This window comes from Microcoleus sp. S13_C5 (genome assembly GCF_036700845.1).
GTDB lineage: Bacteria > Cyanobacteriota > Cyanobacteriia > Cyanobacteriales > Microcoleaceae > Microcoleus.
In genome coordinates this window covers 34,814-55,260 of record NZ_JAUBPR010000026.1, presented here as the reverse complement: position 1 = coordinate 55,260, position 20,447 = coordinate 34,814, and the positions used below count along the sequence as shown (strand labels likewise).

12 protein-coding genes are annotated in these 20,447 nt (G+C 50.4%); 11 read left to right on the top strand and 1 reads right to left on the bottom strand.

What is annotated here, in order from left to right:
• The 4 genes from QUA04_RS10090 to tilS all read left to right on the top strand — a co-directional run.
• On the top strand, window positions 1-1,696 hold a 1,696-nt coding region (locus QUA04_RS10090; RefSeq protein ID WP_333256212.1), incomplete at its 5' end, for a CHAT domain-containing protein.
• Between the two features lie 144 nt (window positions 1,697-1,840).
• The gene (gene ccsB / locus QUA04_RS10085) at window positions 1,841-2,911 is read left to right on the top strand and encodes a c-type cytochrome biogenesis protein CcsB (RefSeq protein WP_333256209.1); all 1,071 of its coding nucleotides are present in this window, start codon (window positions 1,841-1,843) and stop codon (window positions 2,909-2,911) included.
• A gap of 283 nt (window positions 2,912-3,194) precedes the next feature.
• Window positions 3,195-3,620, top strand: coding sequence for a KGK domain-containing protein (locus tag QUA04_RS10080; RefSeq protein WP_333256206.1), 426 nt, complete (start codon window positions 3,195-3,197; stop codon window positions 3,618-3,620).
• A 127-nt stretch (window positions 3,621-3,747) separates the two neighbouring features.
• A complete protein-coding gene (gene tilS / locus QUA04_RS10075; protein WP_333256203.1) occupies window positions 3,748-4,893 on the top strand; it encodes a tRNA lysidine(34) synthetase TilS in 1,146 nt (381 codons plus the stop codon).
• Here tilS and hmpF read toward each other — a convergent pair.
• The gene (hmpF, locus tag QUA04_RS10070; RefSeq protein WP_333256200.1) at window positions 4,890-6,635 is read right to left on the bottom strand and encodes a pilus motility taxis protein HmpF; all 1,746 of its coding nucleotides are present in this window, start codon (window positions 6,633-6,635) and stop codon (window positions 4,890-4,892) included. The genes tilS and hmpF overlap by 4 nt on opposite strands.
• A 987-nt stretch (window positions 6,636-7,622) precedes the next feature.
• Between hmpF and QUA04_RS10065 the strand changes: the two genes are divergently transcribed.
• From QUA04_RS10065 to QUA04_RS10035, 7 genes are all read left to right on the top strand, one after another.
• Window positions 7,623-7,943 carry a hypothetical protein gene (locus QUA04_RS10065; protein WP_333256198.1) on the top strand — a complete coding sequence of 107 codons (321 nt, stop codon included), beginning with the start codon at window positions 7,623-7,625 and terminating at the stop codon, window positions 7,941-7,943.
• 325 nt (window positions 7,944-8,268) lie between these two features.
• Window positions 8,269-9,507 carry a response regulator gene (locus QUA04_RS10060; protein WP_333163926.1) on the top strand — a complete coding sequence of 413 codons (1,239 nt, stop codon included), beginning with the start codon at window positions 8,269-8,271 and terminating at the stop codon, window positions 9,505-9,507.
• A gap of 535 nt (window positions 9,508-10,042) precedes the next feature.
• Window positions 10,043-10,207, top strand: a complete 165-nt coding sequence (locus QUA04_RS10055) for a hypothetical protein (RefSeq protein WP_333256195.1) — start codon at window positions 10,043-10,045, stop codon at window positions 10,205-10,207.
• A complete protein-coding gene (locus QUA04_RS10050; RefSeq protein ID WP_190661936.1) occupies window positions 10,207-10,740 on the top strand; it encodes a chemotaxis protein CheW in 534 nt (177 codons plus the stop codon). Before QUA04_RS10055 ends, QUA04_RS10050 begins: the two co-directional genes overlap by 1 nt.
• A gap of 147 nt (window positions 10,741-10,887) precedes the next feature.
• Window positions 10,888-13,983 carry a methyl-accepting chemotaxis protein gene (locus QUA04_RS10045; RefSeq protein ID WP_333256192.1) on the top strand — a complete coding sequence of 1,032 codons (3,096 nt, stop codon included), beginning with the start codon at window positions 10,888-10,890 and terminating at the stop codon, window positions 13,981-13,983.
• A gap of 54 nt (window positions 13,984-14,037) precedes the next feature.
• Window positions 14,038-14,943, top strand: a complete 906-nt coding sequence (locus tag QUA04_RS10040) for an HNH endonuclease (RefSeq protein WP_333256189.1) — start codon at window positions 14,038-14,040, stop codon at window positions 14,941-14,943.
• A gap of 51 nt (window positions 14,944-14,994) precedes the next feature.
• A complete protein-coding gene (locus QUA04_RS10035; protein ID WP_445242308.1) occupies window positions 14,995-20,310 on the top strand; it encodes a response regulator in 5,316 nt (1,771 codons plus the stop codon).
• Window positions 20,311-20,447 lie beyond the last annotated feature (137 nt).

The following is a 20,447-nucleotide window of genomic DNA, read 5'->3' as shown; positions in this document are numbered from 1 at the left end:
ACCAGCACCGATAATTACTCAAAATCCAGCGCCAGTCTCAAATGTGCCACCAGCACCGATAATTACTCAAAATCCAGCGCCAGTCCCAAATGTGCCACCAGCACCGATAATTACTCAAAATCCAGCTCCAGTCCCAAATGTGCCACCAGCACCGATAATTACTCAAAATCCAGCGCCAGTCTCAAATGTGCCACCAGCACCGATAATTACTCAAAATCCAGTGGTTGCGCCTGCTGCTGCGCCCATAAATCTCGCACCGATACCGACACCGGAGCTCGCAGCCAACCAGCCACCAGCCACAAATCGTTTATTTTCCCCCAGCTTGCAACAGCAAAACCAGATATCTAATTCCTTGCAACACCGCAATTTACCTCCCGCGTCTGGGAATCTTGACGCTTCCAAGTTGCCCACCAACCTCAGCGCTGTTATTTTTCCGGTAGAGGAGAGATTTACCAGCGAGTTTGTCGATTACCTAAATTTGCCATCAACAACTGCGATCGCCACCCTAGAAGATGCCCAAAATACCCTTCGCAGTGTCCAACAAGCCACAGGCATCAAACCAGCTCTCATTTATATCAGCTTTGTACCCAGGGGTTCTACAGTCGCTCGGCCTTACAGCAGTTCCTCCATCTTGCGCGTAGAACAGCAAATTCAAGCCTCTGACGAACTGGAAATGATGGTGATAACCCCGGAAGGTGTACCCGTTCGCCAGCGCATCTCTGGAACCTCTCGCGCCCAGGTAATGGAAGCTGTTCGGAAATTTCGCGATGAACTGACTAATCCGGTAAAGCGCAATACTAAAAGTTATTTGCCCTTTGCTCAGCAACTCTACCAGTGGATGGTAGCGCCGCTGGAAGCAGAACTGCAAGCCAAAGGCATTGAGAATTTATCTTTTATCTCAGATATGGGGTTGCGATCGATACCGATGGGCGCCCTACACGACGGCAAAGGCTTTCTGGTAGAGCGTTACAGTGTTGGCTCGATGCCGAGTCTGAGTTTGACAGATACCAGCCCCGCCAATTTCAAAAATACCCAAGTTCTGGCCATGGGGGCGTCGCAATTTCCAGATATGACTCCTTTACCTGCGGTGGAAATAGAAGTATCAACAATTACGCCGCAGCAGTGGCCGGGTAAGTCTTTCTTGAACGAAGCTTTCACCCTGGCAAATTTGAAATCGCAGCGCCAGCAGCAGCCTTTTGGGATGATTCACTTGGCTACTCACGCCGAATTTCGATCGGGAGACCCCAGCCACTCCTTTATTCAGTTGTGGGATACTAAACTGCGTTTGGATCAGTTGCGGCAAATGGGATGGCACAGCCCGCAAGTGGAAATGTTAGTTTTGAGTGCTTGCAAGACTGCTGTGGGCGATCGAGAGGCCGAGTTGGGCTTTGGCGGGTTAGCCGTGCAAGCCGGGGTTAAATCGGCTATGGCGACTCTCTGGTATGTCAGCGACGAGGGCAGTTTGGGGTTGATGACGGAGTTTTACGGGCAGTTAAAAACTGCTCCGATTAAAGCAGAAGCACTGCGGCAAGCGCAATTAGCGATGTTGCGGGGAGAAGTACGAATTGAAGGGGGGATGCTGCACACTTCTGTTGGCAATCTGCCACTACCCCCAGAATTGGCAAACACGACGAGTCAGAATTTCTCTCATCCTTATTATTGGTCTGCTTTTAGAATGATTGGCAATCCTTGGTGAGTCGATCGCCCACTCGCATTTCAACAACCGCCAATCACTCATAATTGCCACAAAAATTTAAAATCCCAAACCCAAAACTGCCCAACCCCAGTACGATCGATCTAGTTAGCAAAAATAAGTAAAAACATTACCGGAGTAATTTTTATGGATCTGGTTGTACTCCAGAACTGGCTGGACAACATCTCCTTTGCCGTTTTGTTCTCCACAATGCTCATTTACTGGGTTGGCGCAGCATTCCCCGGCATTCCCTACTTGGGGGCCCTAGGAACCGCAGGAATGGCCGTCGCCAACCTATCCATCGCCGCTTTACTCGGTTCTCGATGGATAGAAGCCGGCTACTTCCCCTTAAGCAATCTCTACGAATCCCTATTTTTCCTAGTTTGGGGAATCACCGCCATCCACCTAGTCGCGGAAAACATGAGCCGTTCCCGCTTAGTAGGAGTAGCCACCTCCCCCGTCGCAATGGCAATATCCGCCTTTGCAGCCCTGACTCTGCCCGCAACCATGCAATCTGCAGAGCCCCTAGTACCCGCCCTCAAATCAAACTGGCTGATGATGCACGTTAGCGTCATGATGCTTAGTTACTCAACTTTAATGGTAGGAGCGTTACTGGCGATCGCCTTTTTAATCGTCACCCGCGGCCAAAAAATCGAACTTACCGGTAGTTCCTTCGGCACCAACAGCAACCGCAACGGCAACTACCGCCTCCAACGCCCTCAAAACCCCGAATCTCAAATTGCAGAAACCAGCGCCGACAGCGCATTAGCTTTCAGCGAACCCTCTTTCAACTCCAACAATAACGGTTTGGGCACCACCGCAGTGCTCGAATTAGCCACCGTTCAAACCTCATCAACCGCCCCAACTCAAACCGCAGAACTTCTCTCGCCCCAGCGATTGAATCTAGCAGAAACTCTTGATAACATTAGCTATCGCATCATCGGTTTAGGATTCCCTTTACTGACTGTTGGCATTATTGCCGGTGCGGTTTGGGCTAACGAAGCTTGGGGATCATACTGGAGTTGGGACCCAAAAGAAACTTGGGCGCTAATTACTTGGTTGGTATTTGCTGCCTACCTGCACGCCCGCATTACTCGTGGCTGGCAGGGAAGACGCCCAGCAATTTTAGCAGCCACAGGTTTTGTGGTAGTTTGGATTTGCTATCTAGGCGTTAATCTGTTAGGCAAAGGTTTACATTCCTACGGTTGGTTTTTCTAATTCCTGATCCACCAAGGGGCCACAGAAGAACAGGATAAGTCAAAGAATCGGGATTAATATAATCTCCGGTTGTAGGGTGGGCAATTCCCACCTTACTCAACCAGCGAGATTCTAATAATTAACTCCCTCTTCCTTCTTCCCTTTTTTTACCCGATCGCGAAGTCGAAGGGCCTTCTTCCTTCTTCTAACTTCTGTCTTCCGGACCTCTGTCTTTACATCCGTTGCATCCGTTACAAAATCCGTTGCCGAACTTCCTTCATTCATTAAAATAAGGACAATTAATATGGACGAATTGCCACTATTTCCTCAAGAAGATGATGTTGTGTCTGCCCCTACCAGCGCTTTGATGTATCAATGTACATTCAAAGTCAGCGAATTTATGGCCATTATGCAGGCGAAATTGGTAGACGAAAAATTATTCTCAGACGGCCTGGATTGCGAGCTATTAAGTGCTGGCAAAGACTGGACTAAAGGAAAACTTAGAATGCGTCTGGAGTTCATTCCGCTTGAACCTGAAATCAAAGAACAAAAAGCCCTTCCTGCCGCTGCCGAAAGATCAGACACCGTACAAAACTACGCCGTAGCTAGCTCAACTCAAACCGATATAGATGAGCCATTAAATCAATGTGACTCAACAGAAATAAATAATCATTTTCCTATTTCTAGGTATCCCGACCGCGACCCCCAAAGTATAGGAATGTGGAGCTAGGAAGGCAAAGACTGAGAGATTGAGAGAGGGGGATGCTTCCCCTTCTTTGCTCAAAATCCATCCGTTAAATCCCTGACACTGCTCGTTTTCTAAATTCCTTCTTCTTGCTTAATGAAAAACGGCTCTCATGGCTGAATCTTCCAATTGGACGCACCTCCACGCTCAAGTGCACAGGACGCTGCTGTACCGACAAATATTGCCATCAAATCAGCGATTGCTAGTAGCAGTATCGGGCGGACAAGATTCTCTGTGTTTAATTAAATTACTGCTAGATTTGCAGCCAAAATGGGGGTGGAATCTAGGGATTGCTCACTGCGATCATCGTTGGCGTTCTGACTCGCAAGCCTCGGCCAATCATGTAGAACAATTAGCTAAAAACTGGGAAATATCCTACTATTTGGAAACAGCCTCGGACATCCCCAAAACAGAAGCAGCGGCCCGACAATGGCGATATCAAGCTTTAACCGAAATTGCGATCGCCCACAACTACCCCTACATTGTTACAGGCCACACAGCCAGCGATCGCGCCGAAACACTCCTCTACAACCTGATTCGCGGCAGTGGCGCCGACGGGCTTTCTGCCCTCACCTGGACACGGCCCCTGCTCGATTTTCGATTGCCGATTTTAGATTTTAGATTGGGGAATTCCGGCAAAAATCCCAAATCCCCAATATCTGCCGATTTTCGATTGGAAAATAAGGATGAAAATTCCCAATCGAAAATCCAAAATCTCAAATCTAAAATCTATTTAGTTCGTCCTTTGCTCGAAATAACTCGATCGCAAACAGGTCAATTTTGTCAAGAGCAAAAACTACCCATTTGGGAAGATTCCACAAATCAAGACTTGCAATATACTCGCAACCGGATTCGATCGGAATTATTGCCTTATTTGGAAACTCATTTCAACCCAAAAGCCCAACAAGCGCTAGCTCAAACAGCCGAACTCCTCCGCGCCGACGTAGAATATCTCGAACTTGCAGCCAGCGACTTGCTAAAGCGAGCAATGTCTCCAATTGCAGACAGCCCGCAGGTGAATTTTCAACTTCCTGTCAAGTTAAATCGCCCGATTTTGCGGGAAGCACCCCTGGCCTTGCAGCGACGGGCAATGCGGCAACTACTGCAACAAATATTGCCCTCGGCGCCTAGTTTTGAAAGCGTAGAGAAACTAACCAGCTTAATCGTAGCGCCCAACCGATCGCAAACCGATCCATTTCCTGGAGGAGCGATCGGTCGAGTCGAACACCCTTCGATAATTTTAGATATTAAATTTTAAGCTGTGATCAAACCCGAAAGGACTTGCCGCAAATCGGAAACTACCCGATCTTGCTCCTCTCCAGTCTGCTGTACCCGATCAAGTTCCCCTGCCACCGCTTCGAGCTTTTGGCGTAGCGCATTCAAATTGTCCTGCACCGGCTGCAACATTTCTTGATAAACATTCAGCCTGCCCCAGAGTTGCGCCACTGCACCTTTCTGGTTGAACAAATTCTGCTCTAACTGCTTGAGTTCGTAGCGTTTCGCTTCACTTTCCCCATTTTGGCGGTTGACATTTGCCTCAATTTGGGATATAGCTTCCCGCACCTGCTGAATTTCGTTTTCCAGTCTTTGCAATTCTTGGCTTTGCTGCTGCCGCTGAGTATTGAGCTGTGCGACAATCGGCCCCAAATCAATATCTCCTCGATCTTGTTTTGGAGCATTAGCAGTACCCAGCCGCCGCCACAGCACCGCCTGATGCTGCTTTAGAACATCTTCCCGTTCCTGCAACCGGAGGCGCTGTCCCACCAGAGTTTCGTTTAACATCTGATAACTTTCGAGTTCATCTGCCATTTCATTTTCCAAAGCCATGCGATCGTACTCGCTAGCAGCTTGAATTTTCCCTTGCAGCTCCTCGATTGTCTCCCGCTGCAGAGTCAACTCCTCCTCTTGATCGTTAACAAACCGGAACACCTTTTCCAAATCCTGTTGCAGGTGTTGCACCAGCCCCTGTAACTCCTCAACAGGCATCTTCTCCAAAGCTGACACATCTACTTTGTGCTCCGTACCCGCAGCACCCGAAGCAGATGCGAGCCTGGAAACTTGCTGGTAAAGCTCCTCAACCGCCTGCACCTGCAAAGACACCGACTGAGCCTGGTCCTGCTTAGCGCTGAGCGTACTTTGCTGCCCTTTAAGCTCCGCCCGAGCCCCGGCCAAAGCATCTTGAGATTGGTACCACTCTTGCCAGCGGTTTTGGAGGCTCTGATTTTGTCGATCGACCTCTTCTTGTTGCTGTTGAGCTATGCTTTGTTTTTGCTCCAACTGCTGCCAGTGCTGATCCAGAATTGCCTGTTGAGCGCCCACCGCATCAAAAGACTGATTCAGTTGTTCCCGCACCCCTTGGGCAGAAGCAATTGCCCCTCCCAGCTTCTGCATCAACTCCTGAATCCTCTGAGTCTGCTGCTCATCAACCACTGCCCCCTGCGGAACCTCAGACTGCTGCTGGGCCACCCGTTGCTGCTCGCCCCGCAACTGTTCCCAAGCCGTCTCAATTTCTACCCGACTGCGATCGACTTCTTCTCGCAGTCGGTTAGCTTCATCTCGAGTATTTTCAATTTCCGAGCGCTGAGCTTCCAGCCGCTCCAACTCCTCTTCCATTTGAGCCAACTGCTCTTCGCGGGCTTGCATTTCCATTTCCCGGCGATTGAGTTCCTGACTCGAAAACGTCAGAGAAGCCTTCCACTGTTCAATTTCCTCTTCCTTATCCTTAAACTTGTCCTGCAATCGCGAGAAATTTTGCAGAATGCTCACCAACTGGCGGGCCGCCTCCTGAATCCGCTGCACTTGCTTGCTAGCGCTCAACTCAACCAGCACCAGCGTGCCGTCGTTAAACTTATTAGCTTCCTCAACTGGGATCGCGTCATCGCCTGGTACGGCGCTCCAGTTATGTTCGCCCCGCTGACAAGCTAGCAGTTTCAGCTCAGCCTTACCGCCACCGAGACCAAAGCCGCTTCTCTGTTTTTGTACTTCCGCTAGATACAGCACACTAATAGTCCTCTGCTTCGTAAAACCTATCCCAACTTACTTTAAGTTACTTAAAGGCCTAAAAGATAAGTGGTGTTTACTTCCTACGCTGTTGGGTAGACGGCTAATCCCAAGATAAGTAGGCTATCCCCCTTAAGCCAAAGGTTCTTGACTAAAGATAGCACTGCGTGTGATCTTTAGTCAACTTACCTAAAGTAAACAAGTATAGGCAAGTAAGGATAACTTTTTGCCACTTAAGTCTTACTTTTTGGTATCGTTTGCCCAATCGGGGGATAGCATTTTTTTCTAACTTTTCTTCAGCACTCACGCATAGCACGTTCTCACGGGAGAACTTCCAGAAAGTACGGCCGCCGCCACTTGTCTGGAGGAATGAGAGAGCAGTACCAATCCCGCTTGATTCAATACTAGCTCTCACTGCGGAGACTGCCATAGCCCAAACCTGAAAAAGGTCAGTCCTTGAACCTCCCCATGTCTAAAGCCGGGGGATTCTTGCCCACCTTCTAGACGACAATGGGACATTCAAATATGGCTCTACTCACTCAAAGAACTTTACTTCTCCCGGAGCGCAGACTTGCTGAGTCCTTCCTATTTTTAAGGTTGAACGTGACCTATGCTGGAATTATTTGCCCTTTCACTATTCCGAATTAATCGGATTAGTGCGTTGCCGGGGTTGCTCGCCTTCTAGGATATTTCAATGGGTTGAAAGTTATTCTTACTCTGGCGAATCGCTCTCTGCCAATTATACCACTCTGGTTTTAGCAACACAATTGTTTCACGAGACTTAAAAGCCCCTACCGACTGAACCCCAGGTCTAACTCCCATGTCGTTAGCCCCGGGCTTGCCTCTGGCGCTTCGATCCAAAAGTTTGTATTGATTTTACAACGCTTTAGTTATGGGTTGATCGTGAGAAAAGCCGTTGCAGCCCCCAAGCGTGCGCGTTGCTCCGGCGGACTAGGGATTTGAACCGCGCTGCCTTAGAATAAGGTAATGACGCGAGCCTATGACGCTCGCCACGGGCGAGCAAAAAGGTCGATCGGCACTGAGGGTTTTCCTGACAATTGCCAACAAAGGTTCATTTTGACTGCACCTGATTTTAGGGCTGTGGCAAACCCAAAAAAAACCTCGATCGCAACTCATCCAACCCAACAGACTAGCCTCAAGTTCCCATCGGGGCTTGATCGGCACTTGCTGCTGGTAGCAGCGGTAAAACCAGAGAATCCTCGGTATTTTGAAGTTGACCTACGCCAAGATGTGCTGGATAAACTGATGGCATACTCAGCCAAAAACTTCAAAACTTTGGCTATCTAAGACTTGAACCAGTCGGGAATGCCAGTGTTGCACACTCGAAAAGCCCGTGCAATCGTGCGATGTGGATTCTACGAGTTTAGGCAACGCCGTGGGAATACAATGTGAAACTCTACACTTAGAGAATGCCGCGAGTTTCGCGGTTTCAGCTTGTGGACTGGTAGCGCGGCCGAGGAGCGGCAGCAAGTATCGCCCTTTCGTCAATTCCCAATTGTGAGATCGGCATCAGCGCGTAAATGATTGACGGAAATTAAAGTCAATCTTTTCGCCAGCACACAGTCTTTCCGAGCTCAGACGCCAACGGTTTTAAGGAGGACATTTTAGCTGCATGCAGGGAAATTTGAGTGAAATAGACATCCGCAGCATCCTGCAATTAATTGAGTTAGGTCAGCGAACCGGAGAACTGTTCGTAGAGGCCTACACCTCCACCGGCAGCAGCACGGGTACTCAACCTACCCCGCGCTCCCTTGCAGGACAATCCTGGTATGTCTTCTGCTTCAACGGTCAGATTATTTACGCTACCCAGAGTGCGGGCAGTTTGTTTCGCTTGCGCGACTACCTGCGCCGCTACAAAGCAGATACCGCCCTCGACAAAATCCAAGTTCCCTATATGGCATCTACCAATGCCCCAGAATACGGCTACCTATGGGCTCTGCTAGAAAATCACATCCTCACCCCAGCTCAAGGGCGCAACATCATCCAGAGCATGATCCACGAAACCCTATTTGACTTGCTGAGTCTCCACCAGGGTTCCTTCACTTTTGAAATGGGCCCAGCTTTGGCTCCTCAACTGACCAGCTTAGAAATTAGCTCGCTGCTGGCCAAGATTGTCAAACAGGTGCAGCAGTGGAAGCAGTTTCACCCTCACATTCAGTCGCCCAACCAATGCCCGGTGATTTCAGACCCCTCCGAGCTGCGAGTCGCACTGCCTGTCAATACCTTTAATACTCTCAGACGCTGGGCAGACGGGCACACTTCGATCCGCCAAATGGCGCGCTACCTCAACCGAGACGTGCTCACTGTCGCTAAGGCGATTTACCCATTTGTGCAGCAGGGATTGGTGCAAGTATTTTACGAGCCCTCTGTTGCCCCCACCAACAACAAAAAAGAATGGTCGTCCCCAGAAACCAAGGTTCCTAGAGTTGTCTGTATTGACGACGACAATACTATTCGCAAAACAGTCGAGTCAATTTTAAATGAACACGGTTACGAAGCTACTACGATCGGCAATCCCCTCCAAGCCCTGAGTTTGGTGTTTCCACTCAAACCCGATTTAATTCTGTGTGACATCGCCATGCCGGAACTCGACGGCTACGAAATTTGCGCTATGCTGCGTAGTTCTAGCGCTTTCCGGCAGACGCCGATCGTGATGCTGACGGGCATCGACGGATTTATCGACCGCGTTAAAGCCCGCATGGCCGGAGCTACAGACTTTTACACCAAACCTTTTGGTGAAAGCGAGTTATTGATGCTGGTAGAAAAATATGTGGGCCCGGGCTACCCTCGGCTCAATCTCTCGGAAAGATTATTAGACCGCTCGCTAGAAGACCAATTAGAAGAAAAATAAATTTCCCACCCATGCCATGATGGGAGCTTTTTTGTACCTGCGGTTAGATCAAGTCTCGGCTGCCACAAAGAGAAAGCTGGGGGTACTATTGGCGATCGCACCATAAACTAGAATGTATTAATCCGCGCGCTGGCATAAGGGCGTCGGTAAAACTCTGTTCAATTTCTAGGCCCAAGTGGGTCTAACACGCTCAAAGTGCAAATATAATATACTTGTTCTCCACTTGCAGCCGATCCGAAAAACTGATGCACAGAGCTACTTATTGCTAGGTATTTCTGTACACAAAGTCAGAGAGTCCAATTCTCAGTCTTAAGTGACTCCGTTCCTGATTGTCGCGACACCAGCCATGTCAACCACTCTCGCTAATCCGAGTATCGGTTTAGCATTCATCGCAGAAATTACCTAGAGTTTTACCAATTGAGACGGCGGTGGGAGTACAAAGTAAAGTTTTAGGGGTTTCAAATTAATTGTTCGTAGTCGATTGGAGCTAACTTGTAAGCATTGGTCGCGCGAATTTATTGATGGCAGTCAATTATTGACGGAGAAAATTTATTACCAAGGGCCTCCGGCAGTCGCGCCATTCACCCCTTGGCTGTGTCAAGCTTGGCTGTGTCAAGTTTCGACCATCGAAGTTTTGATCGGGTTCTTCTTGGCGGGAAACCTCAACAATTTGCTAGAAATGCAGGTGTCAGAATTATGATTAGCGGTAGCCCAGACTTTATATTACCAGGACTAGGTGTAGATCCGGCTCCGGAATTCCAAGAACTAGAAACTCCCGAAGGCGAGCTGCACCTGCGGTTCTACGTTCCTTCGGGGAACGAGTTCGCACTGCCAGCGACAGGGATTAGAGAGGTACTATCCCCTTCCCCAGACCGCATGACACCGATCCCCAACGTTTCCTCTTTGCTTTTAGGTACGCTAAATATGAGAGGACGAGTGATTTGGGTGGCAGACCTCGGCCAATTTCTGGGAGACCAAACACCTCTGAACACAGATAGACCCGAAATCCCGATCGTGGCTGTGGAAGACCAAGACACGATTTTGGGGCTGGCAGTCGATCGAATTGTGGGGATGGACTGGCTCGACGTAGAGCAACTGCACTCTCAGAACAATGCACCAGACGGCATGATTCCATTTCTGAGGGGAGAATGGATGTTAGGTGCACAAGCTCAGAAAGTGCTCCGACTGCTAGATCAAGTGAAAATTCTGCGCTCGGCGCGGTGGGCAGCGTGAAATCGATTTTAGATTTGCGATTTGCGATTTTCGATTGGGGTCTAACCATCAACAGTCACACGACTTGAGGCGCGCATCTAAACATTCAATTCAAGATAAAAATCAAAAATCTCAAATCTAAAATCTAAAATCCAAAGAGGGCGGCAAATGGCAACAAGTACCAACTTTCAGCAGGACTACCAACGGGCAGAAGCGGCCTACATGGATGGCAATTATTCAGAAGCCGCAGCCCTAGTTTATCAATTAGTAGAAGATTTTCCCGAAGACCCCAGCGCTCGCCTGCTGTGCGGACACATTTACTGCTACGGACTGCAACAGTATGAGGTGGCGCGGGAACAGTACACGGTTGTGCTAGGCCTGAGTGACGACCCGAGTTTGGTGGAACACGCTCACAACGGAATTACCTACACAGACCAATTTTTATCTGGAGAACTGCAAACAGAAAATTTCGAGGCTTTGTCTGCTGAAACTGAATTAGAATTCTACCCCGACTTATCTCTTGATGAAGGCTTAGAAGACCCGGATTTGGGACTTTTTCAAGGAAATTCCCCATCCCTTTCCTATAGAAGTCAATCCCCAGACGACATGGAAAACGAGGACTTGGCAGACTTGGGGATGAGTGGCTTGGCGTGGGAAGCAGAAGACGACGATCACCCAGGCTTAGTCCCAGATTTAGCCTCACATTCTAACCCGTTTGGTGGCGACAGCGGCGGAATGGCAGCTTATGCTGAGACCTCCGACTCCCTAGACGACATAGACGAGTTTGCCGACTCGGACTTTGGAGACCCTTTTGCCTTAGATGATGGAGGGTTTGAGGCGGCTGACGTGTCTAGCAGCAAAGTGTCTGGGAAAAGCGCACCTTACTCAGGAGATTCGTTTTCAGAAGCTCCGACTCAGATGCTCAACGGTCAAAGTTTTGCCTCTTCAGAAACCGGGAATTCCTTCGACTCGAACCAACTAGACTCCCCCATCGGGCCCTCGGACAATTTTGGCGAACCTTTTGCTGCGCTCGATTTGCCAGACGAATTCGACGATAACTCAGACTACGACTACCAATCCCCGCCCCAGAGTGGCCAAAATCACAGTCATAATGCACCTGGGGCCGAAGAGGAAGACCCCTTTGCCGAGGCGATGCCCTCGCCGGGTTTCGGGTCTTCTCGACCTCAAAATAAACAGCCGAATAACGGGTCGAACTACTCGTCAAACTATTCGCTGGCGGAAGACGAAACGCTGTTGATGGGAGGTGCAGTCCCTAACTCTCAAAGTCAAAGGTCGAGCCGGGGACAATTTAATTCAGTCGATCCAGCTTCCGCCAACAGCAACGGTTACAGCGACTCGGAACCCCCGGCATTTGGCTCTAGAGACAACTTCGAGTTAGATGCTTTTGAAGACGACGCTTTTAGCGATTCTTTCTCTTTCGACGAAAACGAACAAGCGACAGCTTTCGGAGCGTCGGACAAGAACAACAGCGCCTGGTCATCAAAAACTGGGAACGCTCAAGTACACAGCGACTTTTTAGACGAATTTGACGAATTTGACGATTTGGGGAATTTGCCGGACTTTGATATCTCAGAAGATGCCACGAGTTCGATCTTGACTAGAGGTAACACCAATTTCGGCAACTCGACCAGCGGCATGATGGGAACAACAGGCAGTAGCCTGGACTTTGACAACAGCGATGGCTCAGCAATTCGGGATGACGAGATATTTAGCATAAACGGCCCGGCTGATGCGTCGGTGCCGAATTTTTCTCCCACCGAAACAGAAGCGCTCGATACTTCGGTCACGGTAGAACAGGGGGGACTGGCTTTCTTGGAAAATGCCCCTTTGTTTACAAAACAGTTGTATACGGCAATCGGGGCAGGACTGGTTTCTTTGGTAGCTGTGGCTTTCGTCACCAACATTGCTTCCTATCAAGCTCTGCGGCAAGACAAACCGGAGGCGATCGTTTACCTGCGCCAAACAGGCTGGGTAATGACCGCAGCCGCAGGCATTACCAGCTTTTTAACTTCTTGGGGCATCGGCCAGTTGATCGCCAAGCAGGTACGCCAGTCGTCGGACAATTTGCAAGCTCAGTTCGATGCCGTATCTCAAGGAGCTTTGGACGCTCGGGCTACGGTTTACTCGGAAGATGAATTTGGCAAAATGGCTGCTAAATTCAACCACATGGCGAAGGTCATCCAAACCACGATTAGCGATACCAGGCGCAAGTCTGACGAGCAGGAACAGGCAAAAGAAGACTTGCAGCGCCAAGTGATTCGCTTGCTAGACGACGTGGAAGGAGCGGCCCGGGGCGACTTGACGGTGACTGCGGAAGTGACCGCAGACGTTTTGGGTGCTGTTGCTGACTCGTTTAACTTGACAATTCAAAATCTGCGCGAAATCGTCCATCAGGTGAAGCAGGCGGCTCGGGAGGTCAGCAAAGGCGCTACGGATAGTGCTAAGTTTGCTGGCGATTTGTCTTCCGACGCACTGCGGCAAGCTGAGGAACTGGCGGCAACGCTGAATTCGGTGCAAGTCCTCACCGATGCGATTCAGCGGGTCGCAGAGAGCGCTAGAGAGGCAGAAGAAGTGGCCCGGGGCGCGGCGGCAACGGCTCTGAAAGGGGGCGAGGCTGTGGAGCGGACGGTGGCCGGGATTTTGGAAATTCGAGAAACAGTAGCAGAAACCACGAGAAAAGTCAAGAGGCTGGCGGAAGCTTCTCAAGAAATTTCTAAGATTGTGGCTTTAATTGCGACGATCGCCTCCCGGACGAATTTGTTGGCCCTCAACGCCAGTATTGAGGCGGCGAGAGCTGGGGAAGCGGGCAGGGGTTTTGCGATCGTGGCAGACGAGGTGCGACAATTGGCAGACCGATCGGCTAAGTCTTTGAAAGAAATCGAACAGATCGTGATGCAAATTCAAAGCGAAACCGGCGCGGTAATGACGGCGATGGAAGAAGGGACGCAGCAGGTTATTGAGGGGACAAGATTGGCAGAACAGGCGAAGCGATCGCTTGAAGATATCATTCAAGTAACTAACCGAATTGACGTGTTAGTGCGATCGATTACTGCCGACACTGTAGAGCAAAACGAAACCGCTCGCGCCGTGGCCTCGGTGATGCAAGCAGTGGAATTAACTGCTCAGGAAACCTCCCAAGAAGCGCAGCGAGTTTCGGGTGCTTTGCAAAACTTGGTGGGCGTTGCTCGCGACCTTTTGACATCGGTGGAAAGATTCCGAGTAGAAACAGCAGAAAGACAATAGTCAATTGTCTAATGCTTTTTTTGCGGGCTGATTTACAAGCACGTTAGTCGGGCAATGATGGCAGACAAAAAGCAACCTCGCAGTCTTGAAACCCCTGCGGGGCTGCTAATTCAACACCTAAATAAAGTAGGAGTTGCACAGATGGACGATAACATAGTAGAGGTAATACCGGGCATCTTTGGTGAAGTTCAGCCGACGGGCTGTATTATCTCTAGCCTAGCCAAAAATAGCAGGGGTTATGCCACCAAAAGACTTCGGATTAACGGCGAATGGAAAAGTTTAACAGTCCACCGTTTAGTATTAGAACATTCATTAGGTCGGCAGATTAGACCTGAATACTTTGCTTGCCACACTTGCGATGTCCGCAACTGCATTAACCCTAACCATTTGTGGGAAGGTTCTCGGCTGGAAAATTCTCAAGATAGGTTTAAAAAAGGACGTATTAAAGATGTCGGAAGTACATCGGCGCCGACACCTCAAAAACAACTGCGAGGCATAGAAATAATTCCCGGTATTCGGGCCCAAATACAGCCGAACGGCTGCATGATTTGTACCTTGGCTAAAAGAAGTGATGGTTACTCGGTGAAAACTATCAAGATTAACGGGAAAAATCAAAGTTTCTATCCCCACAGACTGGTACTGGAACACAAACTGGGAAGGTCTGTCAAACCCGGTTATTTTGCGTGCCACAGTTGCGACGATCGCGGTTGTGTCAATCCTGACCATTTGTGGGAAGGAACTCCCGCAGATAACTCTCGCGATGCCATAGAGAAAAACCGCTTTCCTTTCGTTCCAGGTAAGATATGTCCTAACCGCAAACTCAAACCCGAACAAGTGCGGGAGATTCGCTATCTTTTAAGTGAGGGTATATCGAAAACAAAAATAGCCAGGATATTTGCGATATCTCGCAGTCAGATTATTCTCTTGGCAAGGGGCGAGATCTACAAAGAGCTTCTCTAGAACTACTAACATAGACCCAATACAATAACGCTTAAAATCAGGAATAAAACTATGCTGCCGGAGCAACAACAGAGGATAATGGGCTACTTTATTGAGGAGGCAAAAGACCACCTCAATACGATCGAACAAGGCTTGCTGAATCTGCAAACCACGATCGAAGACCCAGAACTGGTCAACGAAGTATTTAGGGCCGCTCACTCTGTCAAAGGAGGAGCAGCAATGCTGGGGCTGACCAGCATTCAGCAAACAGCTCACCGACTAGAAGATAGTTTTAAAGTTTTAAAAGAGTGCAGCGTTAAAGTAGACCAACAGCTAGAGTCCCTTTTTCTGCGAATATTTGACACATTGCAAGGGCTGTTAGAGCAACTGTCGGGGCCTTTTGGACTGACAGAAGAATTGGGAGAACAGATGGTTCGAGAATTAGAACCAGTATTTGAAGAACTCAACGGGCACTTGGGGGGACTTGTCGGATACGGAGAACACCATGCAGACGAGAGCTACGCGATGCCAGTACCCGAACCAGTTATGGCGGGGATGGGAGTCGGGGCGTTTGCCTCATCAAGGGGTTTTCCCGATTCGCGGTCAGTTTACGCACCTGATGCCAGAGCAACAGAAGACAGCGCGCTGCTGCTAGTATTTGACTCAGACGTGCCGGCGAGGATGCGGGAACTCCTGCAAGAGTTCAAACAGCCAGAGGGGCCAGAAAGCAGGCGGCAACTCAAGAACATTTGTCGGAACTTGCTCAGGGCAGGGGAAGAATTTGAACTGCCCTGCTGGATAGAATTGATCAAAGCTGTATCCAAGGCGATCGCCAACCCAGAAAATACTTACCGTACCTTAGCTCCAACGGTGATCAAAGACATCAAACAAGCGCAAGAACTGGTAATTTCTGGTCTAGAATCGTCGATCGCACCAAGCGCAAAACTTCTGGCGCTGCTGCCGGCTGTTCTGGTTCCAGAAACGGATTTTGAAGATTTGCTGGCCTTCGCTCAACCGAGTAAATCCGGGACAAAGGTGGTTTCTGTTGAGGATGAGGCCTGGGATATGGTGGGATCGGGCGATACCCCGGATGGATTGAACAAGTTGCTGCCGACTATTTCTGGAATGAGTATAGACGAGCTGTTCGACCAACTCGACAGCGGCGACAGCAACGATGACAGTGGCCTTCGATCCGGCCAGTTCGACGAGGATTCCGCCTTCGCAGAATCGGATATGGAGACGGGTGCTTTTAGAGGCTCGACCCGCACCGGCCCGGAAGTGGGCGCGGCAGAACTCAACACTTTAGCTGACTTGTTTGACGGTGAGTCCCCGGATCTCGACGGTGCTTGGGAAGAAGAAGAAGAGCTCGACTATGCACAGTCTTCTGGGATATCGGCGGGAATGCTGGGATCAGACGATGATGACAATTCCGGCGATTTTACTGATTTGTTGTTTGACGAATACGATGCCGAAAGTTCCGAAACGAACACGAAGCCTCCGATTGATGACCTGACGAGTTTGTTTGGGGAGGATTTGCTGTTTGGAGAGGAGGCAGAGGGCTCGGCATTAGCTGCCGGTCAGAAAAATGGGGGTTCGAGCCAGCGGTTAACTCGCAAACAGCTTAAAACGGGTAACGGTAGGGGCGGCTTGGAGCGGCGTGAGGGTACGGTGGCCCCAGCTAGGGGACAAGCGGACGAAGATGCTCTCGGTACGCTTTTGGACGAAGTGGCTGCCCAAACTTCTGCTGGTGGTACGGACGATAGTGATTTCGATAACTTGTTCGGCGATTTAGGCTTATCAGAGGCAGCGGATGTGCCGGCAGTCTCTTCTGAGTATTCCCTGAAGTCGGAGGCTTTCGACGGAGAATCGAAGGAGCTTGCAGCAGGGGGGGGCAATAATGATTCAGGGGATGCCGAAGCGCATTCTCTCCCTGAAATGGATGATTTCGAGTTGTTCTCTGAGGGTGGCGAGGACTCGGATTTGAGCGAGCTGTTGGGGATTACTTCTAGTTTCCTTTCTTCAGAAGACGAAGGCGGGGAGAACGGGGGCGATCAAGATATAGCTGCGGGCATCGCACAAAATGAGGAAATGGGCAGCGTTTTTAACATGACATCAAATTCTGATTTAGATATCTCTGCGGATGAAAACTGGCTCGAAGATGCTTTCGGCCTGGAAGACGAGTCTGTGCAATCGCTCAACCTGGAGCTGGACGATACGGATTTAGATGCGCTGTTTGGGGATATGACCTCGGGTGCGATTTCTGAGGATGAACAGACTGTGCGGGATCGGCAAGGAGTGGCTACTTCCCGAGAGGCGGCAGATTTGACTGAGCTGTTCGGTTCTGTACCTACGGGTACTGAGTATGACGGACAAGCTTCGGGGCAAGCCCGTGGGGGTTGGCCCAATGATAGGGATTCAGAATTGCTGAGTGCGGATGTGGGAGTTGATGAGGGCGACTTGGGGAGTTTGTTCGAGAACAATGGTGCGGCTGTTTCCGACGAAGGCTTGGCAAATTCGGCAGAGGTTGAACTTGGGGCTTTGTCCGACGATCGTCCTGAGTCGGAAATTTCAAATGTTGAATCTGATGAGGACGCAGCTTTCGATTTCTTGGAGGATATGTTTGGGGAAGGCATGGTGCACCAGGGCGATGCTGGATCGACGCCAGATGACGGCACGGCTGTGGATGTGAAGGAGTTGTCGGCCCAACCTCCCGATGGTTTGTTCGACGAGGTGGGTGCGGATTTGTTCGATCGAGCCGAAGAAACAGATGCCGCCGGGGAGTCTGAGGGCGAAGATGATTTGTTTGATGCCCTGGAAACGGATTTTTTGAGTGCGGATTTAGAGCCGCTGCCTGCAGAATCTCTTGATGGTATGTTTGAGGGCGATGCTGACTTGCTCTCGGCGATGGAAACCGGGGCTACTCTCAACAACGAAGAGTTGGATGGTTTTGACGATTTGTTGGATTCGATCGATGCTGAGGTTCTGGTGACTTCGGAACTGACGACGGGCTTTTGGGACGCTGAGGACGAGTCGGCCGAGGCCGATTCCTCGGAGTTGGAAGAGGGGTCGCTGGCAGACTTTTTTGCCGAGGGCGAATCAGGCGATGAGGATGCCGAGGGTAATTTTGACGATTTAGAAGCACTGTTAATTGCAGGGGGTGCTGGAGCTGTCATAGCAGCTTCTGGAAGTACAAATCAGAGTCCGGTAAATACAGAAGTTTTCTCGGATCTCGAAGAACTCCTCAGCGAGAGCGCAACTATGCCAGAAATTCCTGCACCGACGACCAATGCTAGTAAAGCTTCGCGCACTGCCTCCGAGGAGAGCGACGACGAATTTGGCGATTTGGAAAAACTGCTGGAAGATCCCAAAGACAGCGGCCGCCAAGGGGAAGGCAATATCGGGCCGTCGGCGATCAACAGACCCAGGCGCAATGCCCGCGCCGGCGGGTTCGGCGACCAAACGATGCGGGTGCCAATCAAGCAACTGGATAACCTCAGCAATTTGATGGGGGAACTGGTGGTAAACCGCAACAGTTTGGAGCAAGACCAAGAACGGATGCGGCAGTTTTTGGACAATTTGCTGCACCAGGTGGCGCTGCTGAGCGATGTGAGCCAGCGGACTCAGGATTTCTACGAGCGGAGTCTTTTGGAGATTGCTTTGCTGGCAAACCGTCAGGGACATCGATCGGCCTGGCGCTCCGAGGATTCGGCCCACACCCGGGAAAGTGCCTGGAGACCAGAGGAAATGGACAGGTTTACTCCTTTCCACAGTTTGGCTCAGGAGATTATCGAGCTGATCGTGCGGGTGCGGGAGTCGGCGGCGGACATTGAGTTTTTGGTGGATGAGGCGGATCAGGTGACTCGCCAACTGCGGCAAGTTACGACTCAACTGCAAGAAGGTTTGACTCGCGCCCGGATGAAGCCGTTTGCGGAGACGACAGACAGGCTGTTCCGGGCGGTGCGGGAAATTGCGATTAAGTGCGGGAAGCAGGCTCAGTTACAGGTTGAGGGTAAGGATATTTTGATCGACAAGATGATTGTGGATCAACTGTATGACCCGATGACTCATTTGGTGAACAATGCGATTACTCACGGGATCGAACCGCCGGAGGTGCGTCTGGCGGCTGGGAAGCCTGCAGTCGGCAGGATTACCATTCGCGCTTTCCACCAAGGGAACCAAACCGTGGTTTCGGTTTCTGACGACGGGGCGGGAATTGACCCGCAAAGGGTGAAGGCGAAGGCGATTAAGCAGGGTATGCTGACGGCGGCTCAGGCTCAGAGGATGTCTCGCTCGGAAGTTTACGATTTGCTGTTTATGCCGGGTTTCAGCACTCAGGAACAGGCGACGGAGTATGCCGGCCGGGGGGTCGGTATGAATGTGGTGCAGACTTCCTTGCAGGAGATTCGCGGTACTGTGTCGATCGATTCGACGATCGGCAAAGGGACTGTGTTTACCATCCGTTTACCTCTGGTGTTGAGTATTTCTAAGGCTCTGACTTGCATTAGCGATCGAGCTCGCATTGCTTTCCCGATGGATGGGGTGGAGGATATGATCGATGTGCCTCGCGATCAGGTGACAACGGGGGCGGACGGTTTACCTTGCATTGAGTGGCGGGGTCAAAGCTTGCCGTTCCGGCCGCTGCGGGATTTGCTGGCTTACAACCGCCATTTGGGTCGGGGCAGTGTTTACGGGTTTAATACTGACGATGACATGATTTCGGTGATCGTGCTGCGGTCTGCTGGCAATTTCTTGGCGGTGCAGGTGGATCAGGTTTCGACGGAACAGGAAATTGTGATCAAGCCGTTGGAAGGGCCGGTGCCCAAGCCGATCGGGATTGCTGGGGCCACAGTGCTCGGGGACGGTCGGATCGTGGCGATTGCAGACGTTCTGGAGCTGATCGATTTGGCTACGGGAAGGCTGCGGAAGGACACTGGCGGTACACTTTGGGATGAGACCGAGAGGGCTACTAAGGAGGCGGAAATCGAGAAGACTGAGCCGACTGTGCTGATTGTGGATGACTCGATTACGGTGCGATCGCTATTGTCGATTACTTTCGAGAAGTCTGGCTATCGTGTGGAAGAAGCTCGCGACGGTAAGGAAGCTTGGGAAAAGATGAAATCTGGTCTGCCTTGCGATATCGTTTTCTGCGATATTGAAATGCCGAGAATGGACGGTTTGGAACTACTTTCTCGGATGCAGAAGGATGCGGTTTTGTGTGAATTGCCGATCGCTATGCTAACTTCTCGCGGTGCTGACAGACACCGCCAAATGGCTTACAGTTTGGGTGCGAAGGGCTATTTCACTAAGCCTTATTTGGAGGAGCAATTGCTTGATGCTGCTTCTCGGATGTTGAAGGGTGAGGTTGTTGGTGCTCCGGTTGGTGTGTAATCTGTAAATCTGCTTTTATCTGCGGTTGAAAAATGGGAATTTGTTAACCGCAGATGAAATTGGATTGATTAAACCGCAGAGGACACAGAGAACGCAGAGAAAGAGAACAGAGAGATCGATGATTCCGAGGAAGGACG